22 protein-coding genes are annotated in these 23838 nt (G+C 68.4%); 14 read left to right on the forward strand and 8 right to left on the reverse strand.

Annotation, left to right across the window (positions count from 1 at the left end):
* Positions 1–139 precede the first annotated feature (139 nt).
* The 8 genes from JCR33_RS21590 (at position 140) to JCR33_RS21625 (ending at position 8098) form a co-directional block, all read left to right on the forward strand.
* A complete protein-coding gene (locus JCR33_RS21590) occupies positions 140–1834 on the forward strand; it encodes a thiamine pyrophosphate-binding protein (protein ID WP_232372749.1) in 1695 nt (564 codons plus the stop codon).
* Positions 1831–2961, forward strand: coding sequence for an enolase C-terminal domain-like protein (locus JCR33_RS21595; RefSeq protein ID WP_198884209.1), 1131 nt, complete (start codon positions 1831–1833; stop codon positions 2959–2961). The genes JCR33_RS21590 and JCR33_RS21595 overlap by 4 nt, the downstream gene beginning before the upstream one ends.
* Positions 2958–4235, forward strand: a complete 1278-nt coding sequence (locus tag JCR33_RS21600; RefSeq protein WP_198884210.1) for an NAD(P)/FAD-dependent oxidoreductase — start codon at positions 2958–2960, stop codon at positions 4233–4235. The genes JCR33_RS21595 and JCR33_RS21600 overlap by 4 nt, the downstream gene beginning before the upstream one ends.
* Positions 4236–4315: 80 nt before the next feature.
* The gene (locus JCR33_RS21605) at positions 4316–5203 is read left to right on the forward strand and encodes a TRAP transporter substrate-binding protein (RefSeq protein WP_232372750.1); all 888 of its coding nucleotides are present in this window, start codon (positions 4316–4318) and stop codon (positions 5201–5203) included.
* Between the two features lie 160 nt (positions 5204–5363).
* Positions 5364–5891 (forward strand): TRAP transporter small permease, encoded by a 528-nt coding sequence (locus tag JCR33_RS21610; protein WP_198884212.1) that lies wholly within the window; start codon positions 5364–5366, stop codon positions 5889–5891.
* 2 nt (positions 5892–5893) lie between these two features.
* The gene (locus JCR33_RS21615) at positions 5894–7207 is read left to right on the forward strand and encodes a TRAP transporter large permease (RefSeq protein WP_198884213.1); all 1314 of its coding nucleotides are present in this window, start codon (positions 5894–5896) and stop codon (positions 7205–7207) included.
* Positions 7200–7535: a divalent-cation tolerance protein CutA gene (gene cutA / locus JCR33_RS21620; protein WP_198884214.1), complete on the forward strand. Its 336-nt coding sequence runs from the start codon at positions 7200–7202 to the stop codon at positions 7533–7535. Before JCR33_RS21615 ends, cutA begins: the two co-directional genes overlap by 8 nt.
* The gene (locus JCR33_RS21625; RefSeq protein ID WP_198884215.1) at positions 7511–8098 is read left to right on the forward strand and encodes a sugar O-acetyltransferase; all 588 of its coding nucleotides are present in this window, start codon (positions 7511–7513) and stop codon (positions 8096–8098) included. Before cutA ends, JCR33_RS21625 begins: the two co-directional genes overlap by 25 nt.
* Positions 8099–8206: 108 nt before the next feature.
* On the opposite strand, the gene JCR33_RS21630 is transcribed toward JCR33_RS21625, so the two are convergent.
* Together JCR33_RS21630 and ppc are read right to left on the reverse strand one after the other, a co-directional pair.
* A complete protein-coding gene (locus JCR33_RS21630) occupies positions 8207–9760 on the reverse strand; it encodes a catalase (protein WP_198884216.1) in 1554 nt (517 codons plus the stop codon).
* A gap of 187 nt (positions 9761–9947) precedes the next feature.
* Positions 9948–12680, reverse strand: coding sequence for a phosphoenolpyruvate carboxylase (gene ppc, locus JCR33_RS21635; protein ID WP_198884217.1), 2733 nt, complete (start codon positions 12678–12680; stop codon positions 9948–9950).
* A 199-nt stretch (positions 12681–12879) separates the two neighbouring features.
* Between ppc and JCR33_RS21640 the strand changes: the two genes are divergently transcribed.
* Both JCR33_RS21640 and JCR33_RS21645 read left to right on the forward strand, forming a co-directional pair.
* Complete coding sequence (locus tag JCR33_RS21640; RefSeq protein ID WP_198884218.1) at positions 12880–13488, forward strand: exopolysaccharide biosynthesis protein; 609 nt, start codon at positions 12880–12882, stop codon at positions 13486–13488.
* Between the two features lie 149 nt (positions 13489–13637).
* Positions 13638–14558 carry an SMP-30/gluconolactonase/LRE family protein gene (locus tag JCR33_RS21645; RefSeq protein WP_211110497.1) on the forward strand — a complete coding sequence of 307 codons (921 nt, stop codon included), beginning with the start codon at positions 13638–13640 and terminating at the stop codon, positions 14556–14558.
* Positions 14559–14597: 39 nt separating this feature from the next.
* Here the strand turns inward: JCR33_RS21645 and purQ are convergent, their stop codons facing one another.
* The 3 genes from purQ to purC are packed head-to-tail and all read right to left on the reverse strand — an operon-like array spanning position 14598 to position 16280.
* Positions 14598–15257 (reverse strand): phosphoribosylformylglycinamidine synthase subunit PurQ, encoded by a 660-nt coding sequence (purQ, locus tag JCR33_RS21650; RefSeq protein ID WP_198884219.1) that lies wholly within the window; start codon positions 15255–15257, stop codon positions 14598–14600.
* The gene (gene purS / locus JCR33_RS21655) at positions 15257–15499 is read right to left on the reverse strand and encodes a phosphoribosylformylglycinamidine synthase subunit PurS (protein ID WP_198884220.1); all 243 of its coding nucleotides are present in this window, start codon (positions 15497–15499) and stop codon (positions 15257–15259) included. The genes purQ and purS overlap by 1 nt, the downstream gene beginning before the upstream one ends.
* Before the next feature lie 13 nt (positions 15500–15512).
* Entirely contained in the window at positions 15513–16280 is a 768-nt protein-coding gene (purC, locus tag JCR33_RS21660; protein ID WP_198884221.1) for a phosphoribosylaminoimidazolesuccinocarboxamide synthase, read from the reverse strand.
* 231 nt (positions 16281–16511) lie between these two features.
* On the opposite strand from purC, the gene JCR33_RS21665 reads away from it, so the two are divergent.
* The gene (locus JCR33_RS21665) at positions 16512–16829 is read left to right on the forward strand and encodes a DUF1476 domain-containing protein (protein ID WP_198884222.1); all 318 of its coding nucleotides are present in this window, start codon (positions 16512–16514) and stop codon (positions 16827–16829) included.
* A gap of 72 nt (positions 16830–16901) precedes the next feature.
* Here the strand turns inward: JCR33_RS21665 and JCR33_RS21670 are convergent, their stop codons facing one another.
* Positions 16902–17111 carry a hypothetical protein gene (locus tag JCR33_RS21670; RefSeq protein WP_198884223.1) on the reverse strand — a complete coding sequence of 70 codons (210 nt, stop codon included), beginning with the start codon at positions 17109–17111 and terminating at the stop codon, positions 16902–16904.
* 209 nt (positions 17112–17320) lie between these two features.
* Between JCR33_RS21670 and JCR33_RS21675 the strand changes: the two genes are divergently transcribed.
* Positions 17321–18100, forward strand: coding sequence for a MipA/OmpV family protein (locus tag JCR33_RS21675; protein ID WP_198884224.1), 780 nt, complete (start codon positions 17321–17323; stop codon positions 18098–18100).
* 75 nt (positions 18101–18175) lie between these two features.
* Here JCR33_RS21675 and JCR33_RS21680 read toward each other — a convergent pair whose 3' ends face one another.
* Complete coding sequence (locus tag JCR33_RS21680; RefSeq protein WP_198884225.1) at positions 18176–19336, reverse strand: NAD-dependent epimerase/dehydratase family protein; 1161 nt, start codon at positions 19334–19336, stop codon at positions 18176–18178.
* A gap of 238 nt (positions 19337–19574) precedes the next feature.
* Here JCR33_RS21680 and JCR33_RS21685 point away from each other — a divergent pair, with 238 nt between their 5' ends.
* Both JCR33_RS21685 and rfbB read left to right on the forward strand, forming a co-directional pair.
* Positions 19575–20987 (forward strand): mannose-1-phosphate guanylyltransferase/mannose-6-phosphate isomerase, encoded by a 1413-nt coding sequence (locus JCR33_RS21685; protein ID WP_211110498.1) that lies wholly within the window; start codon positions 19575–19577, stop codon positions 20985–20987.
* Entirely contained in the window at positions 20984–22066 is a 1083-nt protein-coding gene (rfbB, locus tag JCR33_RS21690) for a dTDP-glucose 4,6-dehydratase (protein WP_332461250.1), read from the forward strand. The genes JCR33_RS21685 and rfbB overlap by 4 nt, the downstream gene beginning before the upstream one ends.
* 6 nt (positions 22067–22072) lie before the next feature.
* Here rfbB and JCR33_RS21695 read toward each other — a convergent pair whose 3' ends face one another.
* Entirely contained in the window at positions 22073–23317 is a 1245-nt protein-coding gene (locus tag JCR33_RS21695; protein WP_198884226.1) for a hypothetical protein, read from the reverse strand.
* Positions 23318–23838 lie beyond the last annotated feature (521 nt).

The following is a 23838-nucleotide window of genomic DNA, read 5'->3' on the forward strand; positions in this document are numbered from 1 at the left end:
CGGCGGCGGCTCGGGTCGGACGATGACGGACCCCGCGGACGCAGAGATCGGAAGAGGCGGGCAAGGCAGGCTCCTTGACAGGGCATGACGCGCGCTTTCCTGTCTACAGGATCGTGCGCAGACGACGGAAGGCCCCGTTATGGATGTTGCGACCAACCAGCTGACCGGGGCCGAGGCGATGGTGCGGATGCTGGAGGCGCACGGGGTGCGTCACATCTTCGGGCTGTGCGGCGACACCACCTTGCCGTTCTACGATGCGCTCGCCCGGCTCGACCACGACATCGCCCACACCCTGACGCGCGACGAGCGCCACGCCGCCTATATGGCCGACGGCTACGCCCGCGTGACCGGGCGGCCCGGCGTGTGCGAGGGGCCCTCGGGCGGCGGGGCGACCTACATCCTGCCCGGCGTGGTGGAGGCGAGCGAGAGCTCGATCCCCGTCCTCGCCATCACCACCGACGTCGCCACCACCTCGCGCGGCAAATATCCGCTGACCGAGCTCGATCAGCCGGCGCTCTTCCGCCCGCTCACCAAGTGGAACGCCTCGCTCGATCAGCCGGCGCGGCTGCCCGCCATGGTGCGGGCCGCGTTTCGGGCGATGACCACGGGCCGGCCGGGGGCCGCCCATCTCGCCTTTCCCTTCGATACGCAGAAGGGGTTCGTCGATCCGACGGAGATCTGGGCCGACACGCGCCACACCGTGTTTCCGGCCGAGCCGACGGGCCCGGACCCCGCCGCCATCGAGGCGGCGGCCGATCGGCTCGCGGCGGCGAAGCGGGCGGTCATCGTCTGCGGCGGCGGACCGGTGATCGCCGGCGCCTTCGCCGAGCTCTCGGCGGTGGCGCGGGCGCTCGACTGTCCCGTCGCCACCACCGTCTCAGGGCAGGGGGCGATCGCGGAGACCGATCCGCTCGCCGTCGGCGTCGTCGGCTCCAACGGCGGCGTGCCGTCCACCCGCGCCGTGGTGGACGAGGCCGACGTGGTGCTCTTCGTCGGCTGCCGGGCGGGGTCGGTCACGACGGAGCGCTGGCGCTCGCCGGGGCACGAGCGCACCATCCTCCACATCGACAGCGACCCGATGGTGATCGGCGCCAACTATCGCACCGAGGTGGCGATCGCCGCCGACGCGCGCCTGGCGCTCGCCGCCCTCGCCGAGGCGCTGGCGCGGCGCACCTCCCGCGGGCAGGACGGGGCCGCGCGCGCCGCGGCGGCCTGGGCGGGCAAGCTCGCCGCCTTCGCGCCGCTCGCGACGAGCCGAGAGCGTCCGGTCCGGCCCGAGCGCGTCGTGAAGGCGCTGATGGACCGGCTCGACGACGACGCCGTCATCGTCGCCGATCCCGGCACCCCCTGTCCCTACGTCTCGGCCCACTATCGGTGGCGCACCAGCGGGCGGCACTTCATCACCAACCGCGCCCACGGTGCGCTCGGCTACGCGCTCGCCGCCGCGATGGGCGCCCACACCGGGCGGCCCCACGTGAAGACCGTGGCGCTGATGGGCGACGGCTCCTTCGGCTTCGCCTGCGGCGAGTTCGAGACGATGGTGCGCCACCGGATGCCGATCACCTCCATCGTCTTCTCCAACGCCACCTTCGGCTGGATCAAGGCGGGGCAGAATGCCGGCTTCGGCCAGCGCTTCTACAATGTGGACTTCGGCCGCACCGATCACGCCGCCGTCGCCGCCGCCTTCGGGGTCAAGGCGTTCCGTGTGGAGGATCCCGACACTCTGGAGGCGACGCTGTCGGCCGCGCTCGCCCACGACGGACCGAGCCTCGTCGACGTGATCTCGCAGCCGCTTCACGAGGCCGCCGCTCCGGTGTCGGAGTGGATTGCGTGAGCCTTTCGGAGCGCATCGTCGCGCTCGATCTGTGGCATCTGGCGCTTCCCGTCGTGTCGCGGCGCGATCACGGCATCGGCTCGGTGGCGGGATCGGTGGAGGTGATCGTGGTGCGCCTCACCGCCGAGGGCGGGCGCGTCGGTTGGGGCGAGGCTTCGCCCTGGTCGGTGTTCACCGGCACGCCCGAGGCCGCCTATGCCGCCCTCGATCGCTATATGCGCCCCGCCGTGCTCGGTGCCGCCGTGGGCGACATTGCCGCGGTGATGGAGCGGGCGCGCCGCATGGTCGCCTTCGCGACGGACGCCAAGGCCGCCCTCGAGACCGCGCTCCTCGACCTTGCCGGGCGGACGGCGGGGGTGCCGGTGTGGGCGCTCCTCGGCGGACGGTGCCGCGAGCGCATCCCGCTATCCTGCTCGCTCGCCGATCCCGATTTTGGCGCGGACCTTGCTCTGGTGGAGCGTCTGAAGGCGGACGGCATCGGGATCGTGAAGTTGAAAGCGGGCGTCAAGGATCATCGGTTCGACATGATGCGGCTCGAGCGGCTCGCCGCCGACCACGGCGATCTCGACGTGCGGGTGGACTACAACCAGGGCCTCGCGCCCGGCGAGGCGATGGCGCGGGTGCGCGACGTCGCCGAGTTGGCGCCGAGCTTCATCGAGCAGCCCGTGCGGGCCGACCAGTTCGCGCTGATGGCGCGGCTGCGCGATGCGATCGACGTGCCGCTTCTCGCCGACGAGAGCGTGTTCGGTCCGGAGGACATGACGCGGGCCGTCGCCGAGGGGATCTGCGACGGCGTGTCGGTGAAGATCATGAAGTCGGGCGGGCCGCGACGGGCCTGCGCGATCGCGCAGATGGCGGAGGCCGCGGGGCTCACCGCCTACGGAGGGGATATGTTCGAGACCGGGCTCGCCCACCTTGCGGGCGCCCATACCATCGCCGCGGCACCGGCGATCACGCTGGGCTGCGAGTTCTATCAGGCTCGCTACTATCTGCGGGAGGACATCCTCGCCGAGCCGTTCCCGGTGGAGGACGGCCACGTGGTGGTGCCGGACCGGCCCGGCCTCGGCATCCTGCCCGACGAGGACAAGCTCGCCCACTACGCCCTTCGCTCCACGGTGGCGGCATGAAGGTCGCGGTGATCGGCGCCGGCATCGTCGGCGTCTCGACGGCGCTGTGGCTGCAGCGCGACGGAGCCGAGGTGATCCTCATCGACCGGGTGGGCCCGGCGGAGGGCACGAGCTACGGCAACGCCGGCGTGCTCGCCTCCTGCTCGGTCGTCCCGGTGACGACGCCCGGCCTCATCGGCAAGGCGCCGAAGATGCTGTTCAGCCCCGACGAGCCGCTGTTCCTGAAGTGGGGCTATCTGCCGAAGCTCGCGCCCTGGCTGGTGCGCTATCTGCGGCACGCCAACGCCGACGACGCGCGGCGCATCGCGGCGGCGCTCGTGGGCCTCGTGGGCGAGAGCCTCGCGGACCATCAGGCCGTGGCGGAGGGAACGCCCGCGGCGCGCTACATCGCCCCGTCGGACTACACCTACGCCTATCGCGACAAGGCGGCCTTCGAGGGGGACGCCTTCACCTGGGAGCTGCGCCGCGCGCACGGCTTCGTGCCCGTCATCGACGAGGGGACGGCGGTGGCGGCCTACGATCCGCTGCTCGGACCGGAGGTGAGCTTTCTCGCCCGCGTGCCGGGGCACGGCCACATCAAGGACCCCGGGGCCTACGTGAAGGCGCTCGCCGACCACGCGGTGGCGAACGGCGCCCGCCTCGTCATCGGCACCGCGCAGGACGTCGCCCGCGCGGCCGGCACGGTCATCGGCGTGGTGGTGGACGGGGAGACGATCGCGGCGGACGCGGTGGTGGTGGCGACGGGCGTGTGGTCGGGACCGCTCGCCGAGGCGCTCGGCATCAAGGTGCCGCTTGAGAGCGAGCGCGGCTACCACATCGAGCTCCTGGAGCCGTCGGCGATGCCGGTGGCACCGACGATGTTTCCCGCCGGCAAGTTCGTGGCGACGCCCATGGAGGGGCGCCTGCGGATCGCCGGGGTGGTGGAGTTCGGCGGGCTCGACGCGCCGCCCTCGCGCGCGCCCTTCGCCCTCCTCGAAAAAGGCATCCGCAAGGCGATGCCGACGCTCACCTGGAAGGGCACCACCGAGTGGATGGGCCACCGGCCGGCGACCACCGATTCGCTCCCCCTCATCGGACCGGTGCCGGGGGTGAAGGGCGCCTATCTCGGCTTCGGCCACCAGCACGTCGGCCTGACGTCGGGTCCGAAGACGGGGCGCCTCCTTGCGCAGCTCGTGATGGGACGTACGCCCAACATTGACATCACGCCGTACGCCCCTTCACGTTTTTCCTCGAGCAAACCCTCGCTTGCACAACAAATGGAGACTACGGGATGAGCAAAACCGCTATTGTCGCGGCGACCGCACTTGCAACCGTCTGGTCCAGTGCCGCTTTTGCCGACAAGTGGGATATGCCGATGGCGTATTCGGCATCGAACTACCACTCGCAGGTGGGGGAAGAGTTCGCCAAGTGCGTGACGACGGGCACCGGCGGTGACATCGAGATCGTCGTGCACGCGTCCGGCTCGCTCTATCCCGGCGACCAGATCAAGCGGGCGGTGCAGACCGGGCAGGCCAACATCGGCGAGCGCCTCCTGTCGGCGCACCAGAACGAGAGCGCGCTGTTCGGCTTCGATTCGATCCCGTTCCTCGCCACCTCCTTCGACGATCACGCCAAGCTGTGGGCCGCCGCCGAGAAGCCGGTGACGGAGCTGCTCGCGAGCCAGGGCCTCCACCTTCTCTACTCGGTGCCCTGGCCGCCGCAGGGGCTCTACTTCAACAAGCCCGTCACCTCGGTGGCTGACATGAAGGGCGTGAAGTTCCGCTCCTACTCCAACGCCACGGCGCGCCTCGCCGAGCTGACGGGCATGCTGCCGGTGCAGATCGAGGCGGCGGAAATCTCCCAGGCGTTCGCGACCGGCGTCGCCGAATCGATGATCTCCTCCGGCGCCACCGGCTACGACCGCAAGGTGTGGGAGAGCCTCTCCCACTTCTACACCGCCGACGCCTGGATCCCGCGCAACTACGTGTTCGTGAACATGGACGCCTGGGACGGCCTGTCGGACGCCAACAAGAGCGTGATGGAGGGCTGCGCCGGCCTCGCCCAGTACGCCGGCACCTGGCGGGCGAAGGAGTACACCGACTTCACCCTGCGTGAGCTCGCCAAGAACGGCATGACGGTGGAGGCGCCCTCCGACGAGCTCGCCGCCGAGCTGAAGGCGATCGGCGACACGATGACCACCGAGTGGCTGGAGCAGGCCGGCGACGCGGGTCAGGCGATCGTGGACGCCTACAAGGCCGAATAGGGCGAGATCGAGCGAGGCTAACGCGGTCCGCCGGCCTTCGGGTGGCGGGCCGCGCCGGCCCCTGACGGGCCCTCCGGGGCCGCGCCGCCACGGCGCGGCGACGACGACGGGACGGGCGCCCGCCCGTTCGCCGCCCCCCTCCGCGCACCTCGGGAGCCCTATGACGAAGACGATCCGCGGCGTCCTCGACGCTCTCTATTTCGCCTGCGGCATCCTCGCCGCCCTCTGCCTCGTCGCGATCCTCGTCCTCATCGTCCTCCAGATGGTGGCGCGGTGGACGGGCGAGGTGTTCTCTGGCGCGCCCGACTATGCGGGCTATGCGATGGCCGCCGCCTCGTTCCTCGCCTTCGCCCACGCGCTCAACCGCGGTGCCCACATCCGCGTCGCGATCCTGCTCGTGAATGTGCCGCCCAAGGCGCGGCGCTGGGTGGAGGTGTGGTGCTTCGCGATCGGCACCGCGCTCGCCTGGTATTTCGTCTACTACGGCGTGCGCTTCGTCTACTGGTCGTGGAAGTTCAACGACGTCAGCCAGGGCACCGACGCGACGCCGCTGTGGATCCCGCAGTCGGCGATGCTGTTCGGCGCCTTCGTGTTCGCCCTCGCGCTGACCGACCATCTCCTCGCCCTCTTCACCGATGGTCACCACCGCATCGTCGACAATGTGGTCGAGCAGAGCCACGGGGAGTAGAGATGGAAAACCTTCCCGTCATCGGGCTCTTCCTGTTCATCCTCTTCCTGCTCTTGGGCACCGGCGTGTGGGTGGGGCTCGCCCTTCTCGGCGTCGCCTTCGTGGGGATGGAGCTCTTCACCACCCGGCCCGTCGGCGACACCATGCTGACGACGGTGTGGTCGGCCTCCTCGTCGTGGACGCTGACCGCGCTGCCGCTCTTCATCTGGATGGGGGAGATCCTCTACCGCACGCGATTGTCGGAGGACATGTTCCGCGGCCTGTCGCCGTGGATGCGCTCGCTGCCGGGCGGGCTGATCCACACCAACATCGTGGGCTGCACCATCTTCGCCGCCGTGTCCGGCTCCTCCGCCGCGACGCTCACCACGGTGGGCAAGATGTCGATCCCGGAGCTGCGCAAGCGCAACTATCCGGAGCGGATGATCATCGGCACCCTCGCGGGCGCGGCGACGCTGGGGCTGATGATCCCGCCGTCGCTGACGCTCATCGTCTATGGCGTGACGATCAACGAATCGATCTCGCGCCTGTTCATGGCCGGGGTGTTTCCGGGGCTCGTGCTGGCGGCGATGTTCATGGCCTATGTGGGCATCTACGCCAAGGTGTCGCGCCGCTATGCGCCCGATCCCGAGCCGCCGATGAGCCTGCGCGAGCGCATCGCCAACTCGCGCTTCCTGATCCCCGTGATCTGCCTCATCGCGGTGGTCATCGGGTCGATGTATCTCGGCTACGCGACGGCGACGGAGGCGGCGGCGTTCGGGGTGATCGGCGCGCTGGTGCTCGCGGCGGCCCAGCGCTCGCTCACCTGGTCGACCTTCTCGGCCTCGCTGATGGGGGCGACGCGCACCTCGGCGATGATCGCGCTGATCCTCGCCGGCGCCGCCTTCCTGTCGCTCGCCATGGGCTTCACCGGGCTGCCGCGGGGGCTCGCGAACCTCATCGCCGAGATGCACCTCTCGCGCTTCGAGCTTCTGATGGTGCTTCTCGTCTTCTACATCGTGCTCGGCTGCTTCCTCGACGGCATCTCCTCGGTGGTGCTGACGATGGCGGTGGTCGAGCCGATGATCCGCCAGGCCGGCATCGACATCATCTGGTTCGGCATCTTCATCGTCGTGGTGGTGGAAATGGCGCAGATCACGCCGCCCATCGGCTTCAACCTCTTCGTGCTCCAGGGCATGACCAACCACGAGATGACGTTCATCGCGCGGGCGGCGATACCGATGTTCCTCATCATGGTGGCGATGGTGTTCGTGCTCATCGCGCTGCCGGAGCTCGCCACGTGGCTGCCCGACAACATGAGGATGCGCCCTGGTGGCTAGAGTGGACGAGATCATGGTGGCCGAGACGACAACGCCGACGCGGGAGATTGCCGAAGTGATCGCCGCCGCGCTGGTGGAGCGGCGCGAGGCGGCGTGCGTGCACATCATGGAGATCTCGAGCGTCTTCCGCTGGGAGGGCGGGGTGGAGAACGAGAGCGAGTGGCGCCTGTCGGCGAAGACGGTGAGGGCGCGCCTCGGCGCGGTGAAGGCCACCATCGCCGAGCTCCATACCTACGACCTGCCGGCCTTCTGTGCGACACCGGCCGACGCCTCGAGCGAGTTCGGTCGCTGGGTGATGGAGGAATGCGCCCCGGTGCTGCAGGGCTAGGAGTGGTGGAGGTGGGGCAGAAGAGCGAGCTGCAGAAGATGGCGGCGGGCGAGCGCTATCGCGGGGGCGACCCGGAGGTGGTGGAGAGCTGCCGGCAGGCGGGGCTCTGGATGATGCGCTTCAACGCCATGATGGGGGCGACGAGCGCGGAGCGCCGCGTGGTGCTCGCCGAGCGGCTGGCGTCGGTGGGCGACGACGTGGTGGTGCGTCCGCCCTTCTATGTCGACCACGGCTCGTTCATCACGCTGGAGGAGGGCGTGTTCATCAATCTCGGCTGCACCATTCTCGACGTGTGCCCGGTGTCGATCGGCGCCTATACGCGGATCGGGCCGGGGGTGCAGATCCTGACGCCGGAGCATCCCCGCGACCCGGTGGAGCGCCGCCAGGACATCGAATATGGCCGCCCGGTGTCGATCGGCGCGAACGTGTGGCTCGGCGGCGGGGCGATCGTGGTGCCGGGCGTGACCATCGGCGACGACGCCATCATCGGCGCCGGGGCGGTGGTGACGCGGGACGTTCCGGCCGGTGCGACGATGGTCGGAAGTCCGGCACGGCCGCGCTGACGAGCCCGCCGAGCGGGCGCGCCGTCGGCGGCCCGAGAGCTGCCGACGGGCTTGGCAGAGAACGACGCGGGACCGCCGGAGGGGCCCCGCGTTTGCGCTTCGAGCGGACTATTCGGCCGCTTCGGTCACCGGCCGGCCGTCGGCGGCGTCGCCGCGGGTGATCTGCGGCGTGGCGTCGGTTACCGGGGCGGCGTTGGGCTTGTAGCCGCCCTCGGCCTTGATCTTCTCCCAGGCGGCGCGCACGCCGGCCTCGTAGTCCGGATGGACCTTCTTGAACTCGGCGAGCTGCCGTTCGCAGATCACCTCGGGCACGTCGCCCCAGGTGCCGGCGATGTTGCCGTAGAGGCGCACCTTCTCGTCGTCCTCGAGCACGTTCACGAACAGCTCGCGCACCTGCTTGTAGTCGTCATAGGTGCGATGATTGTAGCGCGTCGCGTCGCCGGAGATGCGCAGCGGCGGCTCCTGGGCGGAGCGGTCCTCGGCGGCGCCGGAGAACGAGTTCGGCTCGTAGTAGGCGTTCTCGTTGCCCGAGATGATCCCGCCATAGACGTTCATCTCGCCGTCGCGGTGGTAGTGGTGCACCGGGCACTTGGGCCGGTTCACCGGGATCGACTCGTAGTGGGTGCCGAGGCGATGGCGGTGGGCGTCGGCGTAGGAGAAGATGCGCGCCTGCAGCATCTTGTCCGGCGACCAGGAGATGCCCGGCACCACGTTCGACGGCGAGAAGGCGGCGTTCTCGATCTCGGCGAAGTAGTTCTCGGGGTTCTTGTTCAGCTCGAAGTAGCCGACCTCGATGGGCGGATAGTCCGCGTGCGGCCACACCTTGGTGAGGTCGAAGGGGTTGTACTCGGTCTTCTCCGCGTCGGCCTCGGGCATGATCTGGACCTGCATCGTCCAGCGCGGGAAGTCGCCACCCTCGATGGTGTTGTAGAGCGCCTCCTGATAGCCCTCGCGGGTCTTGCCCACGATCTCTTCGGCCTCGGCGTTGGTGTAGTGCTTGTGGCCCTGCTGGGTCTTGAAGTGGAACTTGATCCAGTAGCGCTCGCCGGCATCGTTCCAGAACGAATAGGTGTGAGAGCCGTAGCCGTTCATGTGCATCGGCGAGATCGGCAGGCCGCGATCCGACATCAGGATGGTCACCTGATGGAGCGATTCGGGCGATAGCGACCAGAAGTCCCACATCGCCGTCGGCGAGCGCATGTGCGTGCGCGGGTGGCGCTTCTGGGTGTGGATGAAGTCGGGGAACTTGATCGGGTCGCGGACGAAGAACACCGGAGTGTTGTTGCCCACGAGGTCCCAATTCCCATCTTCGGTGTAGAACTTCAGGGCGAAGCCGCGGACATCGCGCTCGTGGTCGGCGGCGCCGAGCTCGCCGGCGACGGTGGAGAAGCGTGCGAGCATCGGCGTCTCGGCGCCGGGCTGCAGGCACTTGGCCTTAGTGTACTTCGAAATGTCGCCCGTGATCTTGAGGACGCCGTGGGCACCCCAGCCCTTGGCGTGCACGGTGCGCTCGGGAATGCGCTCGCGGTTCTGGTGCGCCAGCTTCTCGATGAGCTGGTAGTCTTGCATCAGCAGCGGCCCACGCTCGCCGGCTGAGATCGAGTCCTGATTGTTGGGCCAGGGCGCGCCGGCCGTCGTAGTCAGTTTGGGACGATCTGCCATCGTTGAACTCCTCCAATTCGCGTTCTAATGATTTGGGGCAGCCAATCCCTAAAGTCCAATCAGTATTTTGCGAAATATTATAGGAAACCTCTATAGGAAGGATGTCGCAGAAGCGGGCGATGGCGATGGGGGGCGCCGCGGTGCGCGCCCGCCGAGCCCGGGCCGGCGGGCGCCGATGGAGGCCGGATCAGCCCGAGTTGCGCAGGCCCGCGGCGACGCCGTTGATGGTGAGGTTGATGCCGTGGATCACGCGGTCGTCGGTGTCGCCGGCGCGATGGCGCTTCAACAGCTCGATCTGGAGGTGGTTGAGGGGATCGAGATAGGGGAAGCGATTGCGGATCGAGCGGGCGAGGTGGGGGTTGCTCTCGAGCAGCTCCTGCTGGCCCGTCACCTCGAACAGCATGTTGATGGTGCGCTCCAGCTCGTGGCGCATCTTGGGGAAGACCTCGTCGCGCAGCGCCTTGTCGGTCACGAGCTCGGCGTAACGCGAGGCGATGGCGATGTCGGCCTTCGACAGCACCATGTCGAGGTTCGACAGCAGCGTCTGGAAGAAGGGCCACTCGTTCGCCATGCGGTGGAGCGCGGCGAGGCCTTCTTCGCCGCGGTCCTTGATGAAGCCCTCCACGGCGGTGCCGAAGCCGTACCAGCCGGGCAGCATCAGCCGGCATTGCGACCAGCCGAACACCCACGGGATGGCGCGCAGATCCTCGATGGCACGCGAGTTCTTCCGCGAGGCGGGGCGCGAGCCGATGTTGAGGTTGGCGATCTCGCCGATCACCGTCGCCTCCCAGAAATAGTCGGCGAAGCGGTCGGTCTCGTAGACGAGCGCTCGGTAGGCGCGGAAGGCGCGCTCGGAGAGGTCGTCCATCACCGCCATGAATTCGGGCGGCATCGCGCCGCCGGCGTCGGGCAGGAGCGTCGCCTCGAGCGTCGCGGCAGTCATCGCCTCGAGGTTGCGCTGGCCGAGCTCGGCGGTGGAATATTTGCCGGTGATCACCTCGCCTTGCTCGGTGATGCGGATGGCGCCAGCCACCGCCCCCGGCGGCTGGGCGATGATCGCGTCGTAGCTCGGCCCGCCGCCGCGGCCCACCGAACCGCCGCGGCCGTGGAACAGGCGCACCCGTACGCCGTGCCGGTCGAACACCTCCACGAGGGCGTGCTCGGCCTTGATCACCTCCCACCGGGAGGTGAGGAAGCCGCCGTCCTTGTTGCTGTCGGAGTAGCCGAGCATCACCTCCTGGCAGCGGCCGCGGCTGTCGAGAAGGGGGCCGTAGATGGGCAGCTCGAAGAGGCGCGCCATGATCGCGGGGCCGGCGCGCAGGTCCGCGATGGTCTCGAACAGGGGTACGATGTTGAGGGCGAGGGTGCGGTCGGTCGGCCGCATCAGCCCGACCTCTTTGAGGAGAACGGCGACCTCGAGGACGTCGGAGGCGGCGTCGGCCTTGGAGATGATGGCGTTCTCGATCACCGCCTCACCGTAGAGGGCGCGGGCCCTGGCGGCGCGGTGGAGGATCGCGAGCTCCTTGTCGGTCTCCTCGCTGTAGGTGAGGAAGGGCGAGGCGAGGAGGCGTGGCGTCGACAGCTCGGCCGAGAGCACGGCGAGGCGGTCGTCCTCGCCGAGGCCAGCATAGTCGGCGACGACGCCGGCCTTCTCCAGAAGCTCGCCCACCACGCGCTCGTGCACGTCGGAGTTCTGGCGCAGATCGAGGGTGGCGAGATGGAAGCCGAAGATGTCGGCGGCGCGGCGAAGCTGACGCAGCCGGCCGTTGGCGAGGCGGGCGGAGCCGTTCGCCGTCAGCGAGTCGTGCAGGGCGGCGAGGTCGCCGCGGAAGGCGTCGGGCCCGGGGTAGGGGGCGGCTTCGCCCGTCGGCGTCGCCCCGTTCAACTGGCCGAGGCGGTGACGTGTGGCGTTGAGGCGGTTGGCGATCCCGATGAGGGCACGGCGATAGGGCTCGCCCAGGCGGTGCGGGGAGCGGTCGTCGGCATCGTGGGCGAGGCTCGAGACGGCGTTGCTGACCGAGACGAGACGTTCGTCGAGGGAGAGCTCGTTGGCGAGCACGTCCACCTGACGCAGATAGTACGAGAAGATCTTGTCGCTGTTCTGGTGGGTGGCGTCGGCGAGCACGTCGGCGGTGACGAAGGGGTGGCCGTCGCGGTCGCCGCCGATCCAGGAGCCCATGCGGAAGAAGGCGGGCAGGCGGTCGCCCGAGCCGAGCCCCAGCACGTCCTCGAGGTGGTGGTAGAGGCGGGGCAGCTCGTCGAGGAAGACGTAGTCGTAGTAGGCGAGGGCGTTGGTCACCTCGTCGCCGACGCCGAGACGGCTGCGCCGCAGGATGCTCGTCTGCCACAGGGTGAGGATGAGGCGCTTCAGCGTCTCCTCTCCGTCGGCGACCTCGTCCGGCGTCAGCCCGCCCCGGTCGCGCTCGAACAGCACGGCGGCGATCTCGCGCTCGCGGTCGAGGGTGGACTTGCGCCGCACCTCGGTGGGGTGGGCGGTGAGGACGGGGCTGATCAGCGCGGTCTCGAGGGCGGCGCGCACGTCCTCCTTGGTGAGCCCGCTCGCATCGAAGCGGCGCAGCGCATATTCGAGGCTGCCCGGCCGAGGCTCGGACGCGGCGATGCGGTGGGCGCGATTGCGCCGGATGTGATGCTGGTCCTCGGCGATGTTGGCGAGGTGGGAGAAATAAGAGAAGGCGCGGATGGTGCTGATCGCGCCGGGGCGCGACAGCCCCGTCAGCATCTGGTTCAGCTCCTCGCGCGCGGTCGGATCCTCGTCGCGGTGGAAGCGCAGGGCGGTCTGGCGGACCTGCTCGATGACGGCGAAGATCTCGCCGCCCTCCTGCTGGCGCACAACGTCGCCGAGGAGGCGGCCGAGCAGGCGGATATCTTCGCGAAGCGGTGCATCCTTGTCCGGTGTCATGGCGGATCCTTTCCGGTGGCGGCAGGTGTCGGATGCCGAGCGGCCACCCGGCGTGCAAGCAACTTTGCCGCCAGCCCGTGCGGGGTGGATATGCCGCACGCGACAGGATGGCGGAAGGCAGGCGCTCGTGCCAGTCGAGGGTGGCGGAACGGGGCGGCGTGATCGCCGTTCCTTCCCCAGCGTGACGAGCGAGACCTATATGTTGACCACCGCGGAAGGTCGCCTTCAGGCGCTCCTCAGCGACGTTGCGGCCGCCGGAACCGCCGAGACGGTGACGATCGGCGACATGCTGGAGCGCGTCGGCCGCCGCTCCTACGGCGCGATGCTGCTGTTTCCCTCGCTGATCGTGGTCTCGCCGCTGTCGGGGATCCCCGGCGCGCCGTCGACGGCGGCGCTCATCATCATCCTCGTGTGCGTGCAGTATCTGATGGGGCGGGACACGGTCTGGCTGCCCCGACCGATCCTCGACGTGCGGGTGCCGCGCCGCCGGCTGGAGTGGGCGTTGCGGCGGACGCGGCCCTTGGTGCGTGTCGTCGACCGTTGGGTGCGGCCGCGGCTCACCGTGCTCATCAACCGCTTCACCTTCTCCGTCATCACGGCGATCTGCGCGTTGCTCGCGGCGACGATGCCGCCGTCGGAGGTGCTGCCGTTCGCCGCGACGATCACCGCCTCGATCATCGCCCTCTTCGCGCTCGCCCTCCTGGTGCGCGACGGGCTTCTGGCGCTCTTCGCCTTCGTCCTGACGGGCGGCGCGGTGGCGGCCTTCCTCATCTTCGTCGTGCCGGAGCTCCTCAAGATCTTCGGCTAACCGACCCGCCGGCAGCACCGGGTGGACGGCGTCACCGGCGGGCGCGCGGCTTGCCGGCGGCGGGCCGATCTGGCAACCGGGTCGGGGGGCGTGCGCGAGGGCGATGCCGTGGCGTCCCGATCATAGAACGCCGCCCGCAGGGAGCCGCGATGTACGCCGAACACGTCGAGATCTTCGACCCCTCGTTCAAATCCCTCGTCCAGGGCAACGTCTACATGGAGAGGCTGTGGACCGGTGCACGCTGGACCGAGGGGCCGGCCTATTTCGCCGCCGGCCGCTATCTGATCTTCTCCGACATCCCGAACAACCGCATGATGCGCTACGACGAGACCGATGGCGGGGTCTCCGTCTTCCGGCAGCCGTCCAACAACTCCAACGGCAACACGCGCGACCGGGAGGGGCGGCTCGTGACCTGCGAGCACCTCGGCCGCCGCGTGACGCGGACCGAGCACGACGGCTCCATCACCGTCATCGCCGACCGCTTCGAGGGCAAGCGGCTCAACTCGCCGAACGACCTGGTGGTGCATCCGGACGGCGGCATCTGGTTCACCGATCCGACCTACGGCATCGACGTGGACTACGAGGGCGGGCGCGCCGAGAGCGAGATCGGGGCGAGCAACGTCTACCGGGTGGACCCCTCGACCGGGGCGGTCGAGGCGGTGGCGACCGATTTCGTGAAGCCCAATGGGCTCGCCTTCACGCCGGACTACTCGCAGATGGTGATCGCCGACACCGGCATGAGCCACGTGGAGAACGGGCCGAAGCATCTGCGCCGCTTCGCGGTGGTGGACGGCAAGCGCCTCTCCGGCGGCGACGGCATCTTTGCCGACTGCACCTACGGTCTCTTCGACGGCTTCCGTTTCGACGAGCACGGCAACATCTGGTCGAGCGCCGGCGACGGGGTGCACTGCCTCAACGCCGACGGGGCGCTGATCGGCAAGCTGAAGGTGCCGGAGGTGGTGGCGAACGTCTGCTTCGGCACGGCGCCGCGCAACCGCCTCTATATCTGCGGCACGTCCTCACTCTACGCCACCTATCTGCGCACCAACGGCGCGCCCTATCCGGGCTGAGGCCTCGCGCGGCGCGGAGGGCGCCCGGCGCCGGCCGCCTCAGGTGGCGGCGCCGACGAGGCCGCGGAAGAGGTCGAGCCCGTCGGTGCAGACGTGGATCGCCTCCACGGCGTCCTCCGGGTGGGGCATCATGCCGAGCACGTTGCCCTTGGCGTTGACGATGCCGGCGATGTCGTTGGCCGAGCCGTTGGGATTGTCGGTGTAGCGGAACACCACGCGGCCTTCGCCCTCGAGCTCGCGCAGCGTCTCTTCGTCGGCGCGGTAGTTGCCCTCGTGGTGGGCCGTCGGGAAGACGAGCTCGGCCCCCTTGTCGTAGCGCCAGGAGAACAGGCTGGAGCGCTCCACGCGGATGCCGACGGGGCGGCAGATGAAGGTGAGGCAGGCGTTGCGCATCAGCGCGCCCGGCAGGAGGCGCGCCTCGGTGAGTACCTGGAAGCCGTTGCACACGCCGAGCACGAAGCCGCCGCGCTCGGCATGGTTGGCGACCGCCCGCATGATCGGCGAGCGGGCGGCGATGGCGCCGGCGCGCAGATAGTCCCCGTGGGCGAAGCCGCCGGGGATCATGACGAGGTCGACGTCGGGCAGCTCCGTTTCGGTGTGCCAGACGAGATCGGGGGCCTCGCCGCCGGCGAGACGGATCGCCCGCGCGGCGTCATGCTCGCGATTGGAGCCGGGGAAGACGACGATTGCCGAGCGCATCAGGCGAGAATGGCGATGTCGTAGCGTTCGACGACGGTGTTGGCGAGGAGGGCCTCGCACATCTGCCCCACCTCGGCGCGGGCGGCGGCTTCGTCGGTCGCGGAGAGTTCCAGGTCGATCACCTTCCCCTGTCGGGCCGAGGCGACGTCCGCGAAGCCGAGGTCCGCCAAGGCGCCCTCGATGGCCTTGCCCTGCGGGTCGAGCACGCCGGGCTTCAAGGTGATGGTCACGCGCGCCTTCACGTCTTCTTCTCCCTCAGGACTGGACGAGGGTCGGGCCGGAGACGACGGGGCGGTCCTGCTCCGGCATGATACCGAGCCGGCGCGCCACCTCCTGGTAGGCCTCGAGCAGGCCGCCCATGTCGCGGCGGAAGCGGTCCTTGTCCAGCTTCTCGTTGGTCCGCAGATCCCACAGGCGGCACGAATCGGGGCTGATCTCGTCGGCGACGACCACGCGCATGAGGTCGTTCTCCCAGAGCCGCCCGCACTCCATCTTGAAGTCGACCAGGCGGATGCCGACGCCGAGGAAGAGGCCGGCCATGAAGTCGTTGACCCGCACGGCGAGGGCCATGATGTCGTCGAGCTCCTGCGGGCTCGCCCAGCCGAACGCGGTGATGTGCTCCTCGGTGACGAGCGGGTCCTCGAGCTCGTCGCTCTTATAGTAGAACTCGATGATGGAGCGGGGCAGCGTGGTGCCTTCCTCGAGGCCGAGGCGCTTGGCGAGCGAACCCGCGGCGACGTTGCGCACCACGATCTCGAGCGGAATGATTTCCACCTCGCGAATCAGCTGCTCACGCATGTTGAGCCGACGGATGAAGTGCGTCGGGATGCCGATCTCGTTGAGGTGGGTGTAGATGTGCTCGCAGATGCGGTTGTTGAGCACGCCTTTGCCGTCGATCACCTCTTTCTTGCGGGCGTTGAACGCGGTCGCGTCGTCCTTGAAGTGCTGCACGAGGGTGCCGGGTTCCGGCCCTTCGTAGAGGATCTTGGCTTTGCCTTCGTAGATTCGGCGACGACGATTCATGGGTGGCCCCGGCTCGGGTTGCGGCGTTGTCAAAAGATATAGGCGCGACAGCCGCATGTTGCCCGCGCGGCCCCGCATAGGGGACAGTCGGGAGATGCGTGCGTCGCGTGCCACGGTGCTTCGATCGCCGGACGCTACCTCATCGTCGCTCAAGCCACAATGGCGCGCGCGGCGCGTTGACTTCTCCCAGTCCCTCGAACCATAGACGGCCCACAGGAGCGGGAGAAACGAATGACCCAATTCGAAGACCGGGAACGGGCCTACGAGGCGCGCTTTGCCCACGACGAAGAGCTGAAGTTCAAGGCGATGGCACGGCGCAACCGCCTGCTCGGACTGTGGGCGGCGGAAAAGCTCGGCCGCGCCGGCGACGCTGCGGAGGCCTACGCCAAGGAGGTGGTCCGCGCCGACTTCAACGAGCCCGGCGACGAGGACGTGTTCCGCAAGGTGCGCGGCGATCTCGGTGCGGCGGGCGTCGCGGTGAGCGACGAGGAGCTTCGCCTCAAGATGCGTGAGCTTCTGGTGACGGCGGCCGAGCAGCTCGCCTCCTGAGGCGGCGCGCTGCGCCGCGCCTTTCCGGCCGGCGGAGGGAATCCGGCCGGAACGAAGATGCCGGCGCCCGGCCTACTGGGCGCTCGTCGCGGGGCCGTCGGTGGTCTCCACCGCCGGCGTGGGCTTGGCAAGATCGGCGTCGTCCTCGGCGAAGACGTAGAAGTAGCCGACGACGGCGAGCACCGCGGCGACGGTAATGCTGATCACGAGGACCCGCAGGATGCGGTTGTCGCGCTCGCCCTGCCGGGCTTCCGTGGCAGTGCGTTCCTCGACTTCGACCATACTGGTACTCCTTTCTGACACTGCCCAAGACGCGGGCGGTGGTTTGGGGAGATATCGGCCGATTGCTGCCTGCCAAGGGGCGGCGTTGTTGCAGGGCCGCCACGATCGGCGCCGCGAATGCGCTCCGGACGAGGAGCAAACCACAAGATTCTTTGCCTATCGCGCCGGTATTGTCGATGCTCGCGGCAATCCTCATGGAGTGTGCCTTCGTGCGTCTGTTCCTCGCCGCTGCCGTGCTCGTCGCATCGCTTGCGCCCGCCTTCGCCGCCGACCCTCTGGAGGAGGCGCCCACCCAATCGGTGGAGAATCGCGAGATCGTGTTCGACGCCGGGGTGGGGCTGCAGCTCGAGCCGAAATTTCCCTCCTCGCGCAAATATTTGTTCCAGCCTTACCCGCTGTTCGACCTGCGCTTTCTGCGCCTGCCCGTGTTCGGCGACGTCGTCACCGGCAAGGTGAAGTCGCTGAGCATCTATCCGGCGATCAACTTCACCGGCTCGCGTGAGGAGAGCGACGCGTCCTATCTCGCCGGCACCGGGAAGGTGGACTTTGCCGCCGAGCTCGGCCCGGGCATCGCGTTCCGGCACGGCCCGTTCCGCGCCTTCGCCGAGGTGCGCTACGGCATCACCGGCCACAACGGCTTCGTGGGCGAGGTCGGCGCCGACTATATCGTCACGCCGTTCGAGCGCTTCCAGTTCGCCTTCGGCCCCCGCGTCAGCGCGGCGACGGACGACTACATGGACACCTATTTCAGCGTGCCCGCCAGCGCCACCGTGCTCGCCCCCTACGACGCGAGCGGCGGCTTCAAGGACGTCGGCCTGACGGCGACCGCCACCTATCGGCTGACCGAGCGGCTCGACCTGCACGCCCGCGCCGCCTACACGCGCTTCGTCGGCGACGCCGCGGACAGCCCGATCGTCAAGGCCGGCAATCAGGACGAGTTCCGCGTCGGCATCGGTGTCACCTACGAGTTCGGCCTCGACCTCTATTGAGGTCGGCGTTCCTCCACGAAAAAAGGGAGCCTCAGGCTCCCTTTTTTGTTGCTCGCCGGCGTGGTCTGCCGCGTGTCAGCGCCAGAGGCTGACGCAGGGGATCTTGCTGCGGTCGCAGCGGTCGGCGAAGCGGGCGGCGACGTCGGTCACCTCCTCCATCAGCCCCGCCTCGAGGGTGATCGGCTGCAAGCCGAGGTGCAGGAAGCGGTCGTGCTCCACGTGCAGCTCGTTCTCGGCCGCCTCGTTGCGCGGGTTGGGCAGGTAGGCAATCTCCACGCCAGTGCGGTCGGCGATCATCTGGGCGAGATCGCGCACCCTGTGGGTCTCCGTCATCTGGTTGAGGATGTTGACGCGCTCGCCGGCCTGCGGCGGGTTCTCGATGGCGAGCTCGACGCAGCGGCAAGTGTCGCGGATGTGGATGAAGGCGCGCGTCTGTCCGCCGGTGCCGTGCACGGTCAGGGGGTAGCGGATCGCCGCCTGCATCAGGAAGCGGTTGAGCACGGTGCCGTAGTCGCCGTCGTAGTCGAAGCGGTTGACGAGACGCTCGTCGCGCATGGTCTCGGCCGTCTGCGTGCCCCAGACGATGCCCTGGTGCAGATCGGTGATCTTCACGCGATCGTTCTTGTTGTAGTAGAAGAAGAAGAGCTGATCTTGCGTCTTCGTCATATGATAGATCGAGCCGGGGTTGGCCGGGTAGAGAATCTCCTGATCCGTCAATCCGTTCTCGGTGTCGACCTTCACGCGCAGGTAGCCTTCGGGGATCTTCATGCCGGCCGTGCCATAGCCGTAGACGCCCATGGTACCGAGGTGAACGAGATGCACATCGACGCCCGATTCCACGATGGCGCAGAGCACGTCGTGGGTCGCCGTCAAGTTGTTGCGCACCGTGTAGCGCTTCTGGATCGGCGACTTCATGGAGTAGGGGGCGGCGCGCTGCTCGGCGAAGTGCACGATCGCATCCGGCTTCTCGTCGACGATGAGCGACAGCAGGCGGTGATAGTGCTCGCCGACGGTGAAGTTGACGTGGCGGATGGTGTTGCCGCTCACCTCCTTCCAAGCCTTGAGGCGCTCCGAGAGGTGGCGAATCGGGGTGAGGGATTCGACTTCGAGCTCCACGTCGATCTTCCGGCGGGACAGATTATCGACGATGATGACCTCATGGCCACGGTTGGACAGATGGAGACTGGTCGGCCAGCCGCAGAATCCGTCACCGCCGAGCACGATGATCTTCGCCATGGATAGGTTGCTCCGATCATGGGTCGAATGGCGACCGCAAAGGGTAGGACGGGCAAGGGCGGCGACCGCAGCGGCGATCGCGCCCCGCCCGGGTGCTTCGCCTTACACGGAAACGACACCTATGCAAAAGGGCCCGGGCAAGCTCAAGACGTTTACTGCACTGCGTCATTGACGCTGGCGGGGCTGGCGGTCCGATGCTAGGAGCGACATCTACGCCGATCTGTGGACGGACGATGAAATGACAATTTATCCAGTGATCCTGGCTGGTGGACGGGGGACGCGGCTGTGGCCGCTGTCACGGGCCGACAAGCCGAAGCAATTTTTACCCATGCACGGAGAGCATAGCCTCTTCCAGCGTACCGTGGAGCGGCACGCGTCGATCGACGGTATCGGAGCACCGTGGGTGATCTGCGGCGAGGGCGATCGCTTCCAGGTCGAGGATGCGCTCGCCGGCATCGGTGTGATCGGTGCGACGGTGGTCACCGAGCCGGTGAGCCGGAACACCGGCCCCGCCATCGCCGCCGCCGCCGAGGCGCTGGTGCGGCACGACCCGGAGGCGGTCCTCTTCGTGCTGCCGTCCGACCATCTGGTGACGCCGGACGAGGGCTATTTCGAGAGCCTGCACGCCGCCTTCGCCGCCGCCGCCAGCGGCAAGATGGTGACCTTCGGCATCGTCCCCACCCATCCCGAGACGGGCTACGGCTACATCAAGGCCGGCGAGAGCGCGGGCAAGGTGCGCCGGGTGGAGAGCTTCGTCGAGAAGCCGCCGGCGGAAGAAGCGGTGAAGATGCTGGCCGACGGCCACTATTTCTGGAACGCCGGCTTCTTCGCCTTCAGCGCCCGGGCCCTGCTCGACGAGCTCGCCAGCTTCGCGCCCGAGATCACCGCGGCGGCCGAGGCCGCGCTCGACGAGGCGACCGTCGGCGAAGGCGTCATCCAGCTCGGCGAGCGCGGCTTTGCGAGCGCGCCCGACATCTCGATCGACTACGCCCTCTTCGAGCGGACGAAGAATGCGGTGGTGGCGCCGCTCACCTGCCGCTGGTCCGACGTCGGTTCCTGGCGCGCCTACTGGGAGACGCTGGAGAAGGACTCCTCCGGCAACGCGGTGCGCGGTAAGGGGCTGCCGGTCGATTCGCACAACTCGCTGATCGTCTCCAACCGCGCCGACGTCGTGGCGCTCGGGGTCGAGGATCTCGCCATCATCGCCGCCGACGACGCGATCCTCGTCTGCCCGCTCGACCGCGCCCAGGACGTGAAGCAGGTCGTGGCGACGCTCAAGACGCGCAAACGCAACGACCTCCTCGACGTGTCGCCCACCGTCAGCCGGCCGTGGGGCGGCTACACCTCGATCCTCAACGGCTCGCGCTTCCAGGTGAAGCATCTGTTCGTGACGCCGGGCAAGCGGCTGTCGCTGCAGAAGCATCACCACCGTGCCGAGCACTGGGTGGTCGTGCGCGGCACCGCGGAGGTGACGATCGACGGCGAGGTGACGACCCTCAGCGAGAATCAGTCGATCTATCTCCCCCTCGGCGCGGTGCACCGCCTGGCGAACCCCGGTCGCATCCTCCTGGAGGTGATCGAGGTGCAGACCGGCAGCTATCTCGGCGAGGACGACATCGTTCGCCTGCAGGACGAGTGGGGCCGTACGTGACAGACGCCGGCACCGCGACCCGGCCCATCCTCGTCACCGGCGGGGCGGGCTTCATCGGGTCCGCGGTGTGCCGACATCTCGTCGGCTGCGGCGAGGCGGTGGTGAACGTCGATGCGCTCACCTACGCCGCCAATCCGAACAACGTCGCCGGCATCGCCGGCGACCCCCTCTACCGCTTCGTGAAGGCGGACATCCGCGACCGGCAGGCGATGGCCGAGGTCTTCGCCACCCACAGGCCGAGAGCGGTGATGCATCTCGCGGCGGAGAGCCACGTCGACCGCTCCATCGAGGGGCCGCTCGACTTCGTCAGCACCAACGTTCTCGGCACCACGGTGCTGCTGGAGGCGGCGCGGGCCTATCTCGACCGGCTCGACGCGTCGGCCTCGGAGGCCTTCCGCTTCCTCCACATCTCCACCGACGAGGTGTTCGGCTCGCTCGGCGACAGCGGCTATTTCGACGAGACCACCCGCTACGACCCGTCCTCGCCCTATTCGGCGTCGAAGGCGGCGGCGGACCACATGGTGCGGGCGTGGGGGCGGACCTACGGGTTGCCGATCCTCATCTCCAACTGCTCCAACAACTACGGGCCCTATCACTTCCCCGAGAAGCTGATCCCGCTGATGATCCTCAACGCGCTGCACGGCGAGCCCTTGCCGGTCTACGGCAGTGGCGAGAACGTGCGGGACTGGCTCTACGTTGAGGACCACGCCGTCGCCCTCCACACGATCCTCACCGCGGGCACACCGGGCGACACCTACACGGTGGGCGGCAATGCCGAGCGCAGCAACCTCGCCGTGGTCGAGGCGATCTGCGATCTCGTCGACGCGCGCGTGCCGGGCGCGACGTCGCGGCGAGGGCTCATCCGGTATGTCGCGGATCGGCCGGGGCACGACCTGCGCTACGCGATCGACGCCTCGCGACTGCGTGAGCGGCTCGGCTGGCGCCCCTCGGTGACGTTCGAGGAGGGGCTGGCGCGCACCGTCGACTGGTATCTCGCGAACGAGGGCTGGTGGCGGCCGATCCGCAGCGAGCGCTATCGCGGCGAGCGCCTCGGCGTGTTGGAGAAGGCGGCGGGCTGAGCGAGTTCAGATCGCTTCGGCGCCGACCGCGTTGCCGATGACCACCGGACCATAGAGCAGCTGGGCGAAGATGCGGGACGGCCGCAAGGTGGCCCAGTAGGTCGAGCGTGCCACCGAGGCGGCGGTGCGGACGGCGGCGAGGTCGGCCGAGACGTCGGCGATCAGCTCGCCGAGGGTCCGATCGTCCGGCGCGGTGAGAACGCGGGTCTGGATGGTGCCGGGAAGGTGCACCCCGTCATAGGTGAAGATGAGCTTGCCCGCCGCCATCGCATGATGGGCGGTGGCGGAGAAGCGCTCGCTGTCGTCCGGCCGGTAGGGCAGGAGCACCGCGTCGAGCTGGCGGATGGCGGAGAAGTACACCGGCCGAGGCACGAACTCCTCGATCAGCGAGACGTTGCGCTCTGGGATCGCGGCGAGGGCGGCGCGGGTGGACAGGGCCACCGACGACGGCGCCTCGCCGGAGGCGGGCGGCTTGATCTGCACCACGAAGCGGGTGCGGCGCGGGTTGGTCGCCGCCCGGTTGGTGGAGCGCACGATGGAGGGCAGGCGATCGAAGCCGCCGCCCGCCGTGGTGGAGGAGAGGTAGCCCACGGTGAAGCGGTCGGGCGACTGCTCCGCCTCCTCCGACAGGGAGAGTTCGGGCGGGGTGTCGAGCGGCTGGACCGGCAGGCCGAGCTGCGCGGTGAGGCGCTGCGCCAGGCGGCGCGACCAGGCGTAGAGGAAGGTGGTGGGCCGGTCGCTGTTCAGATGGTGGATGGCGCGGCCGAAGCGGTCGAGCGGGCCGAACTGGGTGACGTTGGGCATCTGCGCCTCGTCCCACCAGGTGGCAAGGTGCACGAAGGGACGCGAGGCGGCCGGCATCTGCGCCAGAAGCTCCACCACGATGGCGAGGATCGAAGCGTCGAACGCGGGAATGAGGATGTGCCGGTTGCGGCTGAAGCGAGAGCTCGCCAGCACCCAGCCGAGCCGCTCGCGCAGCGTCGCGAAGGTGGCGGCGAAGGTGTCCCGGTCCATCTCCGCGAGCTCGTAGATGGAAGAGGTGAAGCCGCCTTGGGAGAAGGGGCCGTGCGCTTGGTTGCCGATGACGACGGTCGGAATGTTGAGGCGGCGGGCGCAGTCGCACACGCGCGTGACCATGTCCTCGTGCGTCGGCGTGTTGCGCGTGGTGGAGGGGTCGACGATCACGAACTCGTGATTGAGCCCGTTGGCGCGCGCGAGCTCGGGGAAAGCGGCGTTGCGCAGGAGCGCCACCTCGATGTCGGCAATCGGAGGTCGTGCCCAAACGGGGTCCAGGGACAGGCTTTTCGAGCCTATCGCCAGTCGATCTCCTGTATTATTTGCGACTCGGTTTAACATTTGGACTACGCTCAGATTACCATTGTCTTATCGCGCCGGCCGATGTTCTGAAGACGATGACCCGAAGCATACTCTGAATGGGTGATCGAGAGAACAGCATTTATCCACGATGGTGTTAGTGAAGAGTTCGCAGAAAAAATACTGAAAAAGATGACGCGTTTTATTGAACATCCCTAGCTATCTGTTGGCGGTGCTTGGTGATTGTGCAGTGCCGCAAACTCAGGCCCCGCCGCCACCTAACCATTACTTATATATGAATTACCGGATGTCATTGGCTCGAAGCAACATAAATTCGCCATGTTGCCCCGGCGCGGGCAGTGCCATAGGGCCGCACCGCGCGGATAAACCACCTCTTAAGGTTAACGATCCATCGTCGCCAGCCGAACCTCAACGAGTCGGGGTGCTGACGTGGCCAT

This window comes from Acuticoccus mangrovi, from assembly GCF_016411865.1.
Taxonomy (GTDB): Bacteria; Pseudomonadota; Alphaproteobacteria; order Rhizobiales; family Amorphaceae; genus Acuticoccus; species Acuticoccus mangrovi.

Bases quoted from the DNA above. Each gene is read 5' to 3' on its own strand.
- JCR33_RS21590 (WP_232372749.1), top strand. From the start codon at position 140: ATGGATGTTGCGACCAACCAGCTGACCGGGGCCGAGGCGATGGTGCGG.
- JCR33_RS21600 (WP_198884210.1), top strand. From the start codon at position 2,958: ATGAAGGTCGCGGTGATCGGCGCCGGCATCGTCGGCGTCTCGACGGCG.
- JCR33_RS21605 (WP_232372750.1), top strand. From the start codon at position 4,316: ATGGCGTATTCGGCATCGAACTACCACTCGCAGGTGGGGGAAGAGTTC.
- JCR33_RS21610 (WP_198884212.1), top strand. From the start codon at position 5,364: ATGACGAAGACGATCCGCGGCGTCCTCGACGCTCTCTATTTCGCCTGC.
- JCR33_RS21615 (WP_198884213.1), top strand. From the start codon at position 5,894: ATGGAAAACCTTCCCGTCATCGGGCTCTTCCTGTTCATCCTCTTCCTG.
- JCR33_RS21625 (WP_198884215.1), top strand. From the start codon at position 7,511: ATGCGCCCCGGTGCTGCAGGGCTAGGAGTGGTGGAGGTGGGGCAGAAG.
- JCR33_RS21630 (WP_198884216.1), bottom strand. From the start codon at position 9,760: ATGGCAGATCGTCCCAAACTGACTACGACGGCCGGCGCGCCCTGGCCC.
- ppc (WP_198884217.1), bottom strand. From the start codon at position 12,680: ATGACACCGGACAAGGATGCACCGCTTCGCGAAGATATCCGCCTGCTC.
- JCR33_RS21640 (WP_198884218.1), top strand. From the start codon at position 12,880: ATGTTGACCACCGCGGAAGGTCGCCTTCAGGCGCTCCTCAGCGACGTT.
- JCR33_RS21645 (WP_211110497.1), top strand. From the start codon at position 13,638: ATGTACGCCGAACACGTCGAGATCTTCGACCCCTCGTTCAAATCCCTC.
- purQ (WP_198884219.1), bottom strand. From the start codon at position 15,257: ATGCGCTCGGCAATCGTCGTCTTCCCCGGCTCCAATCGCGAGCATGAC.
- purC (WP_198884221.1), bottom strand. From the start codon at position 16,280: ATGAATCGTCGTCGCCGAATCTACGAAGGCAAAGCCAAGATCCTCTAC.
- JCR33_RS21665 (WP_198884222.1), top strand. From the start codon at position 16,512: ATGACCCAATTCGAAGACCGGGAACGGGCCTACGAGGCGCGCTTTGCC.
- JCR33_RS21670 (WP_198884223.1), bottom strand. From the start codon at position 17,111: ATGGTCGAAGTCGAGGAACGCACTGCCACGGAAGCCCGGCAGGGCGAG.
- JCR33_RS21680 (WP_198884225.1), bottom strand. From the start codon at position 19,336: ATGGCGAAGATCATCGTGCTCGGCGGTGACGGATTCTGCGGCTGGCCG.
- JCR33_RS21685 (WP_211110498.1), top strand. From the start codon at position 19,575: ATGACAATTTATCCAGTGATCCTGGCTGGTGGACGGGGGACGCGGCTG.